The sequence below is a fragment of the Serratia sp. CY76391 genome (genome assembly GCF_052166695.1).
Lineage (GTDB): Bacteria > Pseudomonadota > Gammaproteobacteria > Enterobacterales > Enterobacteriaceae > Serratia > Serratia nematodiphila.
Genome location: NZ_JBJNOJ010000006.1, coordinates 516,751 through 530,861, shown reverse-complemented (window position 1 = coordinate 530,861; position 14,111 = coordinate 516,751). Strand labels below are relative to the sequence as shown.

Sequence of the window (14,111 nt, the reverse complement as noted above, 5' to 3'; positions counted from 1 at the left end):
TCCGCCGCTCGTCACCCAGGGAGCAAGCTCCCCTGTGCTACCGCTCGACTTGCATGTGTTAAGCCTGCCGCCAGCGTTCAATCTGAGCCATGATCAAACTCTTCAATTAAAAGCTTGATTTGCTTCCACTCGAGAAGCGATGCTCAAAGATTTACTGCATGAATTTTACTTCAGTTAGTCACTCTTCAAGACTTGATATTTTTTTGCATCCGAAGATGCTGGATATCGTCTTGTGGAGTGCCCACACAGATTGTCTGATAAATTGTTAAAGAGCAGCGCCGAGAAACTCATCGGCGCGGGCTGCGCATACTACGCTTTTCGCCCGGAGAGTCAAGCGTTTATTTCGCTTTCTTCTCGCTGACCCGGCGGCTTGTCAGTCGTTGTTCCCGGTCAGTGGAGGCGCATTATAGGGAGTTCTCGGCAGGCCGCAACCCCTAATTGCAAAAAAATTTTCAAGCGCTCAAATAATCACCAAAAACGCCTTTTTAGGATATTTATTAGTCGAAAAACACCGGTTTTAGCACAGTAATAGCGGCAACCTCTGTAAATAGGGACAAACGAAGATAAAGAATAAGATAAAGAAAAGGGAGCGGTCACCCGCTCCCTTTCATCTTTAATAGGCTTAATTGCCGTTATTGGCGTGCAACGATATGGTCGTTTTCCACATCCAGCGTCACCAGCTTGCCGGGGATCAGCTTGCCGGACAGGATTTGCTGCGCCAACGGGTTCTCGATCTCCTGCTGAATAGCGCGTTTCAACGGACGCGCACCATACACAGGGTCGTAACCGGTTTTGCTCAACAACGCCAGAGCAGGCTCGGTCATGGTCACTTCGTAACCGCGCTCTTCCAAACGCTTGTACAGACGCGACAGCTGAATCTTGGCGATCGCTGCAATGTGTTTCTCGCCCAGCGGATGGAACACCACCACTTCATCGATACGGTTGATGAATTCCGGACGGAAGTGGTGACTCACCATCTCCATCACCGACTCTTTCATCTGCGCGTAGTTCATCTGACCGAAATGCTCCTGGATCAGATCCGAACCCAGGTTGGACGTCATGATCACCACGGTATTGCGGAAATCGACGGTACGGCCCTGACCATCGGTCAGGCGGCCGTCATCCAACACCTGCAGCAGGATGTTGAACACGTCTGGGTGCGCTTTCTCGACTTCATCCAGCAGGACCACCGAATAAGGCCGACGACGTACGGCTTCCGTCAGGTAGCCGCCCTCTTCATAACCGACATAGCCCGGAGGCGCGCCGACCAGACGAGAAACGGAGTGTTTCTCCATAAACTCGGACATGTCGATACGCACCATGGCGTCGTCGCTGTCGAACAGGAACGAAGCCAGCGCTTTGCAGAGCTCGGTTTTCCCCACCCCGGTCGGGCCAAGGAACAGGAACGAACCGATCGGCCGGTTAGGATCGGACAACCCGGCGCGGCTGCGGCGGATAGCATTAGAGACCGCGCTGACCGCTTCGTCCTGGCCGATCACCCGCGAATGCAGCTCTTGCTCCAGGCGCAGCAGCTTGTCGCGCTCGCCTTCCAGCATTCTGGCCACCGGGATACCGGTCGCGCGCGCCAGCACTTCGGCAATCTCCGCATCGGTTACCCGGTTGCGCAGCAGCTTCATGCTCTTGCCTTCGGCCTGCGTGGCAGCGGCGAGCTGTTTCTCCAGCTCAGGGATCTTGCCGTACTGCAGTTCCGACATCCGCCCCAAATCGCCGACGCGGCGCGCCTGCTCCAGGGTGATTTTGGCCTGCTCGAGTTCCGCCTTGATGTTCTGAGTACCGGAGAGTGACGCTTTTTCCGCTTTCCACTCTTCTTCCAACTCCGAATATTCGCGTTCTTTCTGCCCCAGCTCATCGCTGAGCATTTCCAGGCGTTTCTTACTGGCGTCGTCCGACTCTTTATTCAGCGCCTGCTGTTCCAGCTTCAACTGAATGATGCGGCGCTCAAGCCTGTCGAGCGATTCAGGCTTGGAGTCCATCTGCATGCGAATGCTGGACGCCGCTTCGTCGATCAGGTCAATAGCCTTGTCCGGCAATTGACGATCGGCGATATAACGGTGCGAAAGCGTTGCCGCCGCCACGATGGCCGGATCGGTGATCTGCACGTGGTGGTGCAGTTCGTAACGCTCTTTCAGGCCGCGCAGAATAGCGATAGTGTCTTCCACGCTCGGCTCCGCCACATACACTTTCTGGAAACGACGTTCGAGGGCCGCATCCTTCTCTATATATTGACGATACTCATCCAGCGTGGTGGCACCGACGCAGTGCAGCTCGCCGCGCGCCAGCGCCGGCTTCAGCATGTTGCCCGCATCCATTGCGCCATCCGCCTTACCGGCGCCGACCATGGTGTGCAGTTCGTCGATAAACAGGATCACGCTGCCTTCCTGCTTGGCCAGATCGTTGAGCACGCCTTTCAGACGCTCTTCAAACTCGCCGCGATATTTGGCGCCGGCGATCAAAGCGCCCATATCGAGGGACAATACGCGCTTGTGCTTCAATCCTTCCGGCACTTCGCCGTTGATGATGCGCTGCGCCAGGCCTTCGACGATGGCGGTTTTACCCACGCCAGGTTCGCCGATAAGTACCGGGTTGTTTTTGGTGCGGCGTTGCAGCACCTGAATGGTGCGGCGGATCTCTTCGTCACGGCCAATCACCGGGTCAAGTTTGCCCTGCTCGGCACGTTCGGTCAGATCGATGGTGTATTTCTTCAATGCTTGCCGTTGGTCTTCGGCGCCTTGGTCTTCCACGCTGTCACCGCCTCTCATTTGTTCAATGGCTTTGCTGATTTTGTCGGCCGTTGCGCCGGCCGCTTTCAACAAGTCGGTCAACGAGCCGCGGTCTTCCAGCACCGCAAGCACAAACAGCTCGGAAGAAATGAATTTGTCCGCGCGCTTCTGCGCCAGCTTGTCACACAGGTTCAAGACGCGCACCAGCTCGTGGGACGGCTGAACGTCGCCACCGGTGCCTTCTACCTGCGGTAAACGGGACAGCGCCTGTTCGATCTCGGTGCGCACGCGCCCGGCATCGATACCTGCGGAAGTTAATAGTGGACGAACCGTGCCCCCTTCCTGATTGAGCAGGGCGCTCATCAGATGTAGCGGTTCAATAAACTGGTTGTCGTGCCCAAGGGCTAGTGACTGGGCATCGGCGAGGGCAAGCTGGAATTTGTTGGTAAGACGATCCAGACGCATAACACCTCCAAGATGGGTCGAAATTGCTACTGGAGATTAAATGAGGTCATCCCTCAAATTTTCAAGGTTATCTCGACGCTAAATTTTCGGTACAACGCCATGCGTCGTTGGATCGTCCTAATTCAATAGGTTATATCAGCCAGATTAAACTTGCCATACGTCCGGTTATTCCATCGCGCCGATAGGAGAAAAAATGACTCGTTTCGTTAACCGTACAGCGGTCGCCGCCATAGATGGCCTGCACGCCCGCTCGCAACAAACGTTGGCGAGCCAGCAAGTAGATATTAGCCAAAAACTTATCGCCGTGCGGCGTAAACGCCGCCGCGGCTTCGGCGCCTTCCGCCATGAAAGCGGCGCGCACCTCCGGCCCGACCTCAAACTGCTGTGGGCCGATCGCCGGCCCCAGCCAGGCGCTGATTTGGCACGGTGCGGCGCTGAACGCCGCCACGGTTTGCTCCAGCACACCGTGGCACAATCCGCGCCAGCCGGCGTGGGCGGCAGCAACTTCGTCACCGTGCTGCGAGCAGAATAGCACCGGCAGACAATCCGCCGTCATCACGGCACACACCTGCCCCGGCACGTTGCTGTACACCGCATCCGCCCGCAGATCGGCGGGCGCCTTCCCCGTCAACGTCACCACGCGAGTGCCGTGCACCTGCTCGAGCCACACCGGCATCTGCGGCAAACCGGCGGCGGTGACCAATCGTTCCCGATTGCGTGTCACCGCTTGCGCCTCATCACCGACGTGGGTGCCGAGGTTCAGCGAGTCATAAGGCGGCAGGCTAACGCCGCCGCCACGCGTGGTGCTGCAGGCCTTAACCCCGGTAGGCAACGGCCAGTCAGGCAGAATGAGCGAGCTCATTACCAGTCCATCTGATCTTTGAATTCTTCGGTGTCCGCCTTCAGCGCGTTGATCAGATCGACCATGTCCTGCGGCAGCGGTGCATGCCACTCCATCTGGATGCCGCTGATCGGATGATACAAACGCAGCATGGTGGCGTGCAGCGCCTGGCGGTCAAAGCCGCGCAGCGTGTTGATGAAGGCTTCCGAAGCGCCCTTTGGTGGACGCGGACGGCCGCCGTACAGCGGATCGCCCACCAGCGGATGGCTGATGTAAGCCATGTGAACGCGGATCTGGTGAGTACGGCCGGTTTCCAGGCGCAAACGCAGGCGGGTGTGCGCGCGGAAGTGCTCCATAATGCGGTAGTGCGTTACCGCCGGTTTACCCATCGGGTGCACCGCCATATGGGTACGCTTGGTGGAATGACGCGCGATAGGCTCTTCTACCGTGCCGCCGGCGGTCATGGTGCCGATCGCCACCGCTTCGTATTCACGGGTGATCTCACGCGCCTGCAGCGCTTCCACCAGCCGGGTTTGCGCCGGCACGGTTTTCGCCACCACCATCAGGCCGGTGGTGTCTTTGTCCAGACGGTGCACGATGCCGGCACGCGGCACGTCGGCAATTTCCGGGTAGTGATGCAGCAGCGCATTGAGCACCGTGCCGTCCGGGTTACCGGCGCCAGGGTGCACCACCAAATCGCGCGGTTTGTTGATCACCAGGATGTCGCTGTCTTCATAGACGATATCCAGCGCGATATCCTGTGGCTCCCAACGCGCCTCTTCTTCAATCTGTGCATCGATGGCGACGGTCTCTCCGCCCAGCACCTTCTCTTTCGGTTTGTTTGACGTTTTGCCATTGACCTTCACCCGATCGCCCAGGATCCACTCTTTTATGCGAGATCGTGAATAATCAGGGAACAATTCGGCCAAAGCCTGATCTAAACGTTGTCCGAGTTGAGATTCGGCCACCGTTGCGGTGAGTTGTACTTGTTGTGCCATATGCAGCTTCTTCGTTAACGTTGGGTTTTCACGGCGATGCCGTTTAATATAATGTGCTATTGTACCTGGTCTTTGTCGGGAGCTTAACGGACAGTCTCCCGGAATAACACCCTGAGGATAATCAAAACGTCATGACGCGTATGAAATATCTGGTGGCGGCAGCCACGTTGAGCCTGGCGCTGGCAGGTTGCTCCACATCCAAGGATGCGGTTCCCGACAACCCACCTTCGGAAATCTATGCTACCGCGCAGCAAAAACTGCAGGACGGTAACTTCAAGGGCGCGATTACGCAACTCGAAGCGTTAGATAACCGCTATCCTTTCGGGCCGTATTCCCAGCAGGTCCAGCTGGATTTGATTTACGCCTACTATAAGGCCGCCGACTTGCCGATGGCTCAGGCATCCATCGATCGCTTCATGCGTCTGAACCCGACGCACCCGAACATCGATTACGTGATGTACATGCGCGGTCTGACCGACATGGCGCTCGATGACAGCGCGCTGCAGGGCTTCTTCGGGGTTGACCGTTCGGACCGCGATCCTCAGCACGCTCGCGCTGCGTTCCGCGACTTCAGCCAGTTGATTCAGCAATACCCGAACAGCCAATACGCGACCGACGCCAACAAGCGTTTGGTGTATCTGAAAGACCGTTTGGCCAAGTATGAGCTTTCGGTGGCGGAATACTACACTAAACGCGGTGCTTACGTCGCGGTCGTTAATCGCGCCGAGCAGATGTTGCGTGAATTCCCGGATACCAAAGCGACGCACGACGTGTTGCCGCTGATGGAAAATGCCTACAAACAGCTGCAGCTCAACGGCCAGGCTGACAAAGTGGCCAAAGTGATCGCCGCCAACCCGCAATAAGCGCGCGTCGGCAACGGCAGAAAAACCAAACGGCAGCCGAGGCTGCCGTTTTCATTGGCGTCGACCTGGTTTTTACTGGAAAAATACACAAGTAAAAACACGGTGTTAGCTAGTACTCCTCACCGGTCAACTCATCGATAATGCGCCATCCGGCGGCAACTCTCAAGCATTAGATAGCCAATTCAAATGCTGAATCACAGATTGAACTAACTTTGCAAAAAGTGACAAAAAATCGTGATTTACATCACGCATTTAAACAAAAAGCGGGGTATGCTGGATTCACCAAGACGGAAAGACAGAGAGGTAAGTTATATGACATTGAACATTACCAGCAAACAAATGGATATCACTCCCGCAATCCGCAATCACGTCGAAGACCGTCTCACCAAACTGGAAAAATGGCAGACCCAGCTGATTAACCCGCATATCGTCTTATCCAAAGAACCACAAGGGTTTGTCGCCGATGCTACCATTACCACGCCTAACGGCCCGCTGGTCGCCAGCGCCAAACATGATGACATGTATACCGCCGTTAATGAGCTGATCGCCAAGCTGGAGCGCCAGCTGAACAAGGTGCAGCACAAAGGCGAAGCGCGCCGCTGCAACGCCAGCGTGAAAGACATCGTGCCGGAAGTCACGCAAGAGCAGGAATAACCGTCCGACTGCGGTTGCCGCATCAAACGCGCCCGAGGGCGCGTTTTTTGTCGGGTATTTTTGTTGACGGGGTAAAAACCAACGGTTACTTTAAAACCTGTTCGCATTAACCTTAGGTAGACCATGCCACGCACACCGTTTTTCTTCGCATTCTTTTTTACCTTCCCCTGACTGGGAGGCGTTTCGTCGTGTGAGAAAGAATGCGAAGACGAACAATAAGGCCTCCTGGAGACAGGGGGCTTTTTTTATGGCTGTTTTACAACGAATAAGAACTGAAGGCGGAAGCTGATTATGACTGACAACCCGTTATTGGTGCTGCGCGAGCGCATCAGCGCACTGGACTTGAAACTGTTGGCCCTGCTGGCGGAACGCCGTGAGCTGGCGATCGAAGTCGGCAAGACCAAACTGCACTCTCATCGTCCGATCCGCGACAAAGAGCGCGAACGCGATCTGCTGGATGCGCTGATCGCCGCCGCCAAACCTTACGACCTGGACGGCTTCTACGTCACCCGCCTGTTCCAACTGATTATCGAAGATTCCGTCCTGACCCAGCAGGCACTGCTGCAGCACCAGCTCAACCCCGTCAGCCAACACTCTGCACGCATCGCCTTTCTCGGCCCGAAAGGCTCTTACTCACATCTGGCGGCACGCCAATACGCCGCCCGCCATTTCGATCGGCTGATCGAATGCGGTTGCCAGAAGTTTCAGGATATCTTCGCCCAGGTGGAAACCGGCCAGGCGGACTACGCAATTTTGCCGATCGAGAATACCAGTTCCGGTTCGATTAACGAGGTGTACGATCTGCTGCAACACACCAGCCTGTCGATCGTCGGCGAACTGACCAACCCGATCGACCACTGTGTTCTGGTGGCCGGCGACAGCGATCTTAGCCAGATTGAAACCGTCTACAGCCACCCGCAGCCGTTCCAACAGTGCAGCCAGTTCCTTAACCGCTTCCCGCACTGGAAAATCGAGTACACCGAAAGCACCGCCGCGGCGATGGAGAAAGTCGCCAAGCTGAATTCGCCGAAGGTGGCGGCGCTGGGCAGTGAGGCCGGCGGCGCGTTGTACGGGCTGCAGGTGCTGGAACACAACCTCGCCAACCAGCAGCAGAACATCACTCGCTTCATCGTCCTGGCGCGCAAAGCGATCGACGTATCTGAACAGGTGCCGGCCAAAACCACGCTGATCATGGCGACCGGCCAGCAATCCGGTGCGTTGGTCGAAGCGCTGCTGGTTCTGCGCGACAACGGCATCATCATGACCAAACTGGAATCACGCCCGATCAACGGCAATCCGTGGGAAGAGATGTTTTATATCGATGTGCAGGCCAATCTGCGTGCCGACGCGATGCAAAAAGCGCTGCGCGATCTGGCGCCGATCACCCGCTCACTGAAGGTGTTGGGTTGTTACCCGAGCGACACCGTGGTGCCGGTCAACCCATCCTGAAACCATAAAAAAAGGTTCGGCCAAGCCGAACCTTTTACGTTTACCGCCCGCGTTTTACTGTCGGCTGTCGTTAGCCTGTCGCAACAGCGTGCGGCTCTCCACCAGGAAGCGTTGGGCGTAATCGCCGAACCAGTGCTCCACCTTGCGGAAACTGTCGATAAACGCCTGTTTGTCGCCATGCTCCAACAGCGTTATCGCCTCGCCGAAGCGCTGGTAGTAACGTTTAATCAGCGCCACGTTTTCCTCCGACGACATGATGATATCGGCGTAAAGCTGTGGATCCTGCGCAAACAGGCGGCCAACCATCGCCAGCTCCAGCCGGTAGATCGGCGAGGAGAGCGCCAGCAACTGCTCCAGTTGCACGTTCTCTTCCGCCAAATGCAACCCGTAGGCGAAGGTGGCGAAGTGCCTCAGCGCCTGAATAAACGCCATGTTCTGATCGTGTTCGACCGCGCTGATGCGATGCAGCCGCGCGCCCCACACCTGCAGCTGTTCAAGCAACCATTGGTAAGCCTCCGGCCGGCGGCCGTCGCAGTAAACCACCACCTGCTTCGCCACGCTGCCCACGTCCGGGCCGAACATCGGGTGCAGCCCCACCACTGGGCCGCTGTGCGCCGCCAACATCGCATGCAGCGGGCGGTTCTTCACCGACGCCAAATCCACCAGTATGCAGTCGGCAGGCAGCGGCGGCAGGCGGCTTATCACCTGCTCGGTCACGTGGATCGGCACGCTGACGATCACCATGCCGGCGTCTGCCAGCAGCTGTTCCGCCTGCGGCCAATCTTCCTGATCCAGTACCCTGACCTGATAACCCGACAGCGTCAGCAAGCGGTTGAACAGCCGTCCCATCTGGCCGTTGCCGCCGATGATGACGATCGGCCGCAGCTGCGGACACAAAGTTTTAAAGCCTTTATCGTTCTCGCTGACGTACGATTCGCGCATCACGCGGCGCAAAACGTCCTCGATCAAATCCGGCGGCACCCCGAGGTTTTCTGCCTCCTGGCGACGCGAGGCCAGCATCGCGGCTTCGCGCTCCGGTACGTAAACCGGCAGGCCATGACGGCTTTTCACTTCGCCCACTTCCGCTACCAGATGCAGGCGTTTCGCCAGCAGACCCAGCAGCGCTTTATCCACCTCATCGATTTGATCGCGCAGCGCGGTCAGTTCTGCCACCATAACTTACTTTTCTCCCGTGCGGGCCGCCAGCGCAGCGCCGAGTTCCTGATGCATATGGCGCAACAGGGTTTCCGTGCTCTCCCAGTTGATGCAGGCGTCGGTGACGGACACACCGTAACGCATGTCTGCACGCGGCTGTTCGGAAGACTGGTTGCCCTCATGCAGATGGCTCTCCAGCATAATGCCGGTGATTGAGCGGTTACCCGCCTTGATCTGCTCCACCACGGACTCGGCCACCGCCGGCTGACGGCGATAGTCTTTATTCGAGTTGCCATGGCTGCAATCTATCATCAAGGACGGGTGGAGTCCCGCCTCAAGCATCTGTTTTTCACAGGCCGCAACGTGCTCAGCGCTGTAGTTCGGAGTTTTGCCGCCGCGCAGAATCACGTGCCCATCCGGGTTGCCCTGCGTCTGCAGCAGGCAAACCTGGCCTGCCTGGTTAATGCCGACAAAGCGGTGCGGCATGGCGGCGGCGCGCATGGCGTTGATGGCGGTGCCCAGGCTGCCATCGGTGCCGTTTTTGAACCCGACCGGCATCGACAGGCCGGAGGCCATTTCTCGGTGGGTCTGAGATTCGGTGGTGCGCGCGCCGATCGCCGACCAGCTGAACAAATCGCCCAGGTACTGCGGGCTGTTCGGATCCAACGCTTCGGTAGCCAACGGCAAGCCCATGCCCACCAGATCCAGCAACAGGCGACGCGCGATATGCAAGCCTGCCTCAACGTCAAACGAACCGTCCATGTACGGATCGTTGATCAAACCTTTCCAGCCGACAGTGGTTCTGGGTTTTTCAAAGTAGACGCGCATAACGATATACAGCTGATCGCTCAAGTCAGCCGCCAGGGTTTTCAAACGACGGGCATAGTCCAGCGCCGCATCCGGATCGTGGATCGAACAAGGCCCGCACACCACCAACAGGCGATGATCGCGCCCCTGCAAAATGTTGGCGATAGTGTTGCGCGCAGTGGCGATCTCATTTTCGTCGTCGGCGCTGAGCGGGAACTGGTTCTTCAGCTCCTCCGGCGTGATGAGAACCTGTTCTGCACTGATGTGTACGTTATTGAGCGCGTCTTTTTGCATGATGCTATTCCTGTCGTTTGGCGTTATGCGTTGAAATGGAACATTGAGCGTTTCAGGGCTCTACCCTATCACGATATGTAAAGTTTTCAATCCATTTTCCGTAAATAAAAGATTACCGTCATTATCTTGATTAAATCACCTTTGAAAAAGGGTTAATGAAATTGGTTTAAATACAACAAATACAACCAATTAAACAAGTAAAAAACCCATCACCACGCTATAACCCCTCATGCCTAACAAAGCCAATGAATGTAAACATATTTGTACATTAAATTTTACAGCGAGGATGCACGGCCCATCTCGGTACCGACGGCCGGGCGAAGCAGGATCAGCACGAAATGCCGCCAAAAGCGATGATTTTAAGTAGAAGAAAAGCGAATAAATGAGGGATAAAAATTAAAAACTTAAGCTAATGGCGGCTATTTTTGTCGCCGAAATGAACCGATATAATGTGACCGTCATCAACAATAACTCCCCTTAACAACTGGATCCAAAATGCTCTCTTCTCGCGCTCGTCGCGCTTTTCCGCTGTATATTTGCTGCTTAACGACTTTCACCAGTGTTTCAGCCCTTGCCGACAATACGCTTTTCACCGCGATGGACGATCCGGCCACCGCCAAGAAACCGTTCGAAGGCAACGTGCAGGCGGGCTATAACGCCCAGTCAGGTAACTCGCAGAGCTCCACCCTGTTGGCCAACACCAACATGACCTGGTTCAACAGTGACGCGGCGTACAGCCTGTGGGGGGCGGCCAACAACACCACCTCCTCCAACGTGCGCTCGTCCGAAAAATACCAGGCCGGTGGCCGTACGCGCTATAACCTGACCGATCGCAACTACCTGTTCGGTCAGGCCAGCTGGCTGAGTGACCGTTTCAACGGTTACGACTCACGCTCCACGCTGACCGGCGGCTACGGCCGTCAACTCCTTAACGGGCCACTCAGTGACCTGCGGGTGGAATTCGGTCCCGGCGTGCGCCATGACGAATACCATGGCGGCGGCCGCTCGACCAAGGGGCTGGCCTATGGCGCGGCTAACTATTCCTATCAGTTGACCGACAACACCAAGTTCATTCAGGGCGTTTCCGCGCTGGCGAACGAAGAAACCACGCTGAACTCGGAAAGCGCGTTGAACGTGGCGATCAACGATCGCTTCTCATTGCGCGTGGCTTACACCGTGACCTACAACAGCAAACCGCCGGCCTCGGCGCCGAAGAACACAGATACCACCACCTCGGTCACGCTGGTCTACGGCCTGTAATCTCCCCCATTATTTCTCGAAGCCCATCGTCGATGGGCTTTTTTTATGCCACCCGCCCTTTTTTGCACAATCTGCTAAAAATATTCACCTCACCCATTGACGACTTTAGCAAATAGCTTAATACTGTATGCATATACAGTAATTATCATACAGGCCAGGAGCATGATGGATATCGATAGCGAGCTGTCTCGCATTGATGCCTCCGGCTCCCGAGATTCTGTAAACGAAGCGAGCATAAGGCTATGGAGAAAATAACCTCATTCATCACCTACGCCATGGCGCTGTTTCTCGCCTGGCTCGGCAAGCTGTCTCCGCAGGACATTGCCTTTTTAGTCGGTGCGGCGGTAGGCATCGGCACGTTTCTGGTGAATTGGTACTACCGACGTAAAAGCCTGCAGATCTTGAAGGCCATTGAGCGCAATGCGACATCGCGGAGGAAAATTTACGATGAGTGCAACCGTTAAGCGCTGCAGCGTCGCCGCCGTTTTGGCCATCGCCGTGCTGTTGCCGTCATTTGGCGAGCTGCAAACCTCAGAAGCCGGCCTCAGGCTGATCGCCGATCTCGAAGGTTGCCGCCTGTCGCCTTACCAGTGCAGCGCCGGGGTGTGGACGCAGGGCATTGGGCACACCGCTGGCGTCATCCCTGGTAAAGCGATCGATGAACACAAAGCCGCGATGGATTTGGTCGACGATGTTCGCCGCACCGAGCGCGGCATGGCCGCCTGCCTGCCGGATACGCTCTCGCAACAAACCTATGATGCGGCGATCGCCTTCGCTTTCAATGTGGGCGTCAGCGCAGCCTGCCACTCTACGCTGGTCGCGCTGCTGCAACAGCGCCAGTGGCGGCAGGCCTGCGATCAGCTGCCACGCTGGGTTTACGTAAACGGAAAGAAAAACAAAGGGCTGGAACAGCGACGCGCCATGGAACGCGCACTGTGCTTGCAGGGCATTGCCTCATGATGACGAGTTCGCTCGCCAAAGGATGATGCCACACCAATTTCACTTAATTTGTTCAAGGGGGTTCTTATGATGCACTGTCCACTATGCGGTCACGTGGCCCACACTCGTTCCAGCCGCTATCTGAGCGAGTCGACCAAAGAGCGTTACCATCAATGCCGCAACATCAATTGCAGCTGCACGTTCGCCACGCACGAGTCCGTTGCACGGGTGATCGTCAAACCTGGCGATGATATTGTCCCGGCGCAACCGCACCCGCCGGAGAATCAACATAAACAAAGCGCCGCCGCGCTGTAATGCCAAAAACTCGCTGATAGAGGCTTTTTAATGTCGCGGCCAGGCAGCTAAGGCCTCGCAAATGCAACGTGATAGATTTTTCAGATAAAAAAAGGGGTTGGCATAATGCCAACCCCTGATAACTATTAACTTTTGGATGCAGCGTTAGCCAACGCGGTTCAGACGCTCTTTGATACGAGCAGCCTTACCAGTACGCTCACGCAGGTAGTACAGTTTAGCTTTACGAACGGCACCACGACGTTTAACAGTAATGCTGTCGATTACTGGGGAGTGAGTCTGGAATACGCGCTCAACACCTTCGCCGTTGGAAATCTTACGAACAGTGAATGCAGAGTGCAGACCGCGGTTACGGATAGCGATAACCACGCCCTCGAATGCCTGCAGACGTTTTTTGCTACCTTCAACGACCCATACCTTCACTTCCACGGAATCACCCGGACGGAATGCAGGTACGTCTTGTTTCATCTGCTCTTGTTCAAGTTGCTTAATAATGTTGCTCATAATATGTCTCTTACCCTAGGTAAACTGATATATCGGTCCCGTCTGATGTCAGACGTTTCCTTCATAGTCCTGTTGCCTGGCCTGATGTTCCCGTTGGAACTCAGCCAGCAACACCGCTTGCTCGTCAGTCAGAGCTAGGCTTTCTAGAAGTTCAGGTCTTCTAAGCCAGGTTCGGCCCAGCGACTGCTTTAAGCGCCAGCGACGTATCTCGGCATGGTTGCCCGACAGCAGAACCGGCGGTACCTCCATCCCTTCCAACACCTCGGGGCGGGTATAGTGCGGGCAGTCCAGCAATCCGTCGGCGAAGGAGTCTTCCTCCGCTGAGGCCTGATGGCCCAGCACACCCGGTATGAAACGGGCGACTGAATCAATCAGGGTCATCGCCGGCAGTTCCCCGCCGCTGAGAACGTAATCGCCGATTGACCATTCTTCGTCAATTTCGGTTTGGATTACGCGCTCGTCTATCCCTTCGTAACGGCCGCACACCAGAATCATCTTCTGATTGGCCGCCAGTTCGCACACGCCGGTTTGATCCAGCTTGCGCCCCTGAGGTGACAGATAAATCACCTTTGCTCCCTCGCCTGCCGCTGCTTTCGCCGCATGAATGGCTTCCCGTAAAGGTTGCACCATCATCAGCATACCCGGGCCGCCGCCGTAAGGGCGATCGTCCACGGTGCGATGCCGGTCGTAGGTGAAGTCGCGAGGACTCCAACACTGCACGCTCAGCAGGCCATTTTTTACTGCCCGGCCAGTCACCCCGTAATCGGTGATAGCGCGGAACATCTCAGGAAACAGGCTTACAATACCGATGAACACAAGCCAATCCCCT

At 56.2% G+C, this 14,111-nt stretch carries 15 protein-coding genes, 1 rRNA gene and 1 other annotated feature; of the genes, 8 read left to right on the top strand and 8 right to left on the bottom strand.

Going from position 1 to position 14,111, the window contains the following annotated elements; genetic code table 11:
* The 4 genes from ACJ8PN_RS13330 to rluD all read right to left on the bottom strand — a co-directional run.
* Positions 1 to 109: ribosomal RNA gene (locus ACJ8PN_RS13330) — 16S ribosomal RNA — on the bottom strand; the annotation flags it as partial.
* 523 nt (positions 110 to 632) lie between these two features.
* Positions 633 to 3,206, bottom strand: a complete 2,574-nt coding sequence (gene clpB / locus ACJ8PN_RS13325; RefSeq protein WP_442534997.1) for an ATP-dependent chaperone ClpB — start codon at positions 3,204 to 3,206, stop codon at positions 633 to 635.
* A gap of 130 nt (positions 3,207 to 3,336) precedes the next feature.
* Positions 3,337 to 4,068: a purine nucleoside phosphorylase YfiH gene (yfiH, locus tag ACJ8PN_RS13320; RefSeq protein ID WP_442534996.1), complete on the bottom strand. Its 732-nt coding sequence runs from the start codon at positions 4,066 to 4,068 to the stop codon at positions 3,337 to 3,339.
* Positions 4,068 to 5,045, bottom strand: a complete 978-nt coding sequence (gene rluD / locus ACJ8PN_RS13315; protein ID WP_004932452.1) for a 23S rRNA pseudouridine(1911/1915/1917) synthase RluD — start codon at positions 5,043 to 5,045, stop codon at positions 4,068 to 4,070. The genes yfiH and rluD overlap by 1 nt, the downstream gene beginning before the upstream one ends.
* A 131-nt stretch (positions 5,046 to 5,176) precedes the next feature.
* Here rluD and bamD point away from each other — a divergent pair, with 131 nt between their 5' ends.
* From bamD to pheA, 4 genes are all read left to right on the top strand, one after another.
* On the top strand, positions 5,177 to 5,908 hold the full coding sequence (gene bamD / locus ACJ8PN_RS13310) for an outer membrane protein assembly factor BamD (protein ID WP_004932456.1): 732 nt from the start codon (positions 5,177 to 5,179) through the stop codon (positions 5,906 to 5,908).
* Positions 5,909 to 6,220: 312 nt separating this feature from the next.
* A complete protein-coding gene (raiA, locus tag ACJ8PN_RS13305; RefSeq protein WP_004932457.1) occupies positions 6,221 to 6,562 on the top strand; it encodes a ribosome-associated translation inhibitor RaiA in 342 nt (113 codons plus the stop codon).
* A 122-nt stretch (positions 6,563 to 6,684) separates the two neighbouring features.
* Positions 6,685 to 6,811 (top strand) — a sequence feature (Phe leader region).
* The gene (locus tag ACJ8PN_RS13300) at positions 6,686 to 6,733 is read left to right on the top strand and encodes a hypothetical protein (RefSeq protein WP_101428074.1); all 48 of its coding nucleotides are present in this window, start codon (positions 6,686 to 6,688) and stop codon (positions 6,731 to 6,733) included. It overlaps the preceding feature by 48 nt.
* A 42-nt stretch (positions 6,812 to 6,853) precedes the next feature.
* Positions 6,854 to 8,011 carry a bifunctional chorismate mutase/prephenate dehydratase gene (pheA, locus tag ACJ8PN_RS13295; protein ID WP_033631828.1) on the top strand — a complete coding sequence of 386 codons (1,158 nt, stop codon included), beginning with the start codon at positions 6,854 to 6,856 and terminating at the stop codon, positions 8,009 to 8,011.
* 54 nt (positions 8,012 to 8,065) lie between these two features.
* On the opposite strand, the gene tyrA is transcribed toward pheA, so the two are convergent.
* Positions 8,066 to 9,187 (bottom strand): bifunctional chorismate mutase/prephenate dehydrogenase, encoded by a 1,122-nt coding sequence (tyrA, locus tag ACJ8PN_RS13290; RefSeq protein ID WP_171453352.1) that lies wholly within the window; start codon positions 9,185 to 9,187, stop codon positions 8,066 to 8,068.
* A gap of 3 nt (positions 9,188 to 9,190) precedes the next feature.
* A complete protein-coding gene (locus ACJ8PN_RS13285; protein ID WP_004932466.1) occupies positions 9,191 to 10,267 on the bottom strand; it encodes a 3-deoxy-7-phosphoheptulonate synthase in 1,077 nt (358 codons plus the stop codon).
* 495 nt (positions 10,268 to 10,762) lie between these two features.
* Here ACJ8PN_RS13285 and ACJ8PN_RS13280 point away from each other — a divergent pair, with 495 nt between their 5' ends.
* From ACJ8PN_RS13280 to ACJ8PN_RS13265, 4 genes are all read left to right on the top strand, one after another.
* Entirely contained in the window at positions 10,763 to 11,527 is a 765-nt protein-coding gene (locus ACJ8PN_RS13280) for a DUF481 domain-containing protein (protein WP_004932469.1), read from the top strand.
* A 242-nt stretch (positions 11,528 to 11,769) separates the two neighbouring features.
* Entirely contained in the window at positions 11,770 to 11,991 is a 222-nt protein-coding gene (locus ACJ8PN_RS13275) for an HP1 family phage holin (RefSeq protein ID WP_004932472.1), read from the top strand.
* On the top strand, positions 11,975 to 12,487 hold the full coding sequence (locus ACJ8PN_RS13270; RefSeq protein ID WP_015376709.1) for a lysozyme: 513 nt from the start codon (positions 11,975 to 11,977) through the stop codon (positions 12,485 to 12,487). Before ACJ8PN_RS13275 ends, ACJ8PN_RS13270 begins: the two co-directional genes overlap by 17 nt.
* Positions 12,488 to 12,553: 66 nt before the next feature.
* Entirely contained in the window at positions 12,554 to 12,781 is a 228-nt protein-coding gene (locus ACJ8PN_RS13265) for an ogr/Delta-like zinc finger family protein (RefSeq protein WP_016929021.1), read from the top strand.
* Positions 12,782 to 12,925: 144 nt separating this feature from the next.
* Here the strand turns inward: ACJ8PN_RS13265 and rplS are convergent, their stop codons facing one another.
* Together rplS and trmD are read right to left on the bottom strand one after the other, a co-directional pair.
* Positions 12,926 to 13,282: a 50S ribosomal protein L19 gene (gene rplS, locus ACJ8PN_RS13260; RefSeq protein WP_004932484.1), complete on the bottom strand. Its 357-nt coding sequence runs from the start codon at positions 13,280 to 13,282 to the stop codon at positions 12,926 to 12,928.
* Between the two features lie 48 nt (positions 13,283 to 13,330).
* Positions 13,331 to 14,098, bottom strand: a complete 768-nt coding sequence (gene trmD / locus ACJ8PN_RS13255; RefSeq protein ID WP_004932485.1) for a tRNA (guanosine(37)-N1)-methyltransferase TrmD — start codon at positions 14,096 to 14,098, stop codon at positions 13,331 to 13,333.
* Between the last annotated feature and the right edge of the window lie 13 nt (positions 14,099 to 14,111).

Coding starts and splice junctions, on each gene's coding strand:
- raiA (WP_004932457.1), top strand. CDS start 6,221: ATGACATTGAACATTACCAGCAAACAAATGGATATCACTCCCGCAATC.
- tyrA (WP_171453352.1), bottom strand. CDS start 9,187: ATGGTGGCAGAACTGACCGCGCTGCGCGATCAAATCGATGAGGTGGAT.
- ACJ8PN_RS13275 (WP_004932472.1), top strand. CDS start 11,770: ATGGAGAAAATAACCTCATTCATCACCTACGCCATGGCGCTGTTTCTC.
- pheA (WP_033631828.1), top strand. CDS start 6,854: ATGACTGACAACCCGTTATTGGTGCTGCGCGAGCGCATCAGCGCACTG.
- clpB (WP_442534997.1), bottom strand. CDS start 3,206: ATGCGTCTGGATCGTCTTACCAACAAATTCCAGCTTGCCCTCGCCGAT.
- ACJ8PN_RS13270 (WP_015376709.1), top strand. CDS start 11,975: ATGAGTGCAACCGTTAAGCGCTGCAGCGTCGCCGCCGTTTTGGCCATC.
- yfiH (WP_442534996.1), bottom strand. CDS start 4,068: ATGAGCTCGCTCATTCTGCCTGACTGGCCGTTGCCTACCGGGGTTAAG.
- ACJ8PN_RS13280 (WP_004932469.1), top strand. CDS start 10,763: ATGCTCTCTTCTCGCGCTCGTCGCGCTTTTCCGCTGTATATTTGCTGC.
- rplS (WP_004932484.1), bottom strand. CDS start 13,282: ATGAGCAACATTATTAAGCAACTTGAACAAGAGCAGATGAAACAAGAC.
- ACJ8PN_RS13285 (WP_004932466.1), bottom strand. CDS start 10,267: ATGCAAAAAGACGCGCTCAATAACGTACACATCAGTGCAGAACAGGTT.
- ACJ8PN_RS13265 (WP_016929021.1), top strand. CDS start 12,554: ATGATGCACTGTCCACTATGCGGTCACGTGGCCCACACTCGTTCCAGC.
- bamD (WP_004932456.1), top strand. CDS start 5,177: ATGACGCGTATGAAATATCTGGTGGCGGCAGCCACGTTGAGCCTGGCG.
- rluD (WP_004932452.1), bottom strand. CDS start 5,045: ATGGCACAACAAGTACAACTCACCGCAACGGTGGCCGAATCTCAACTC.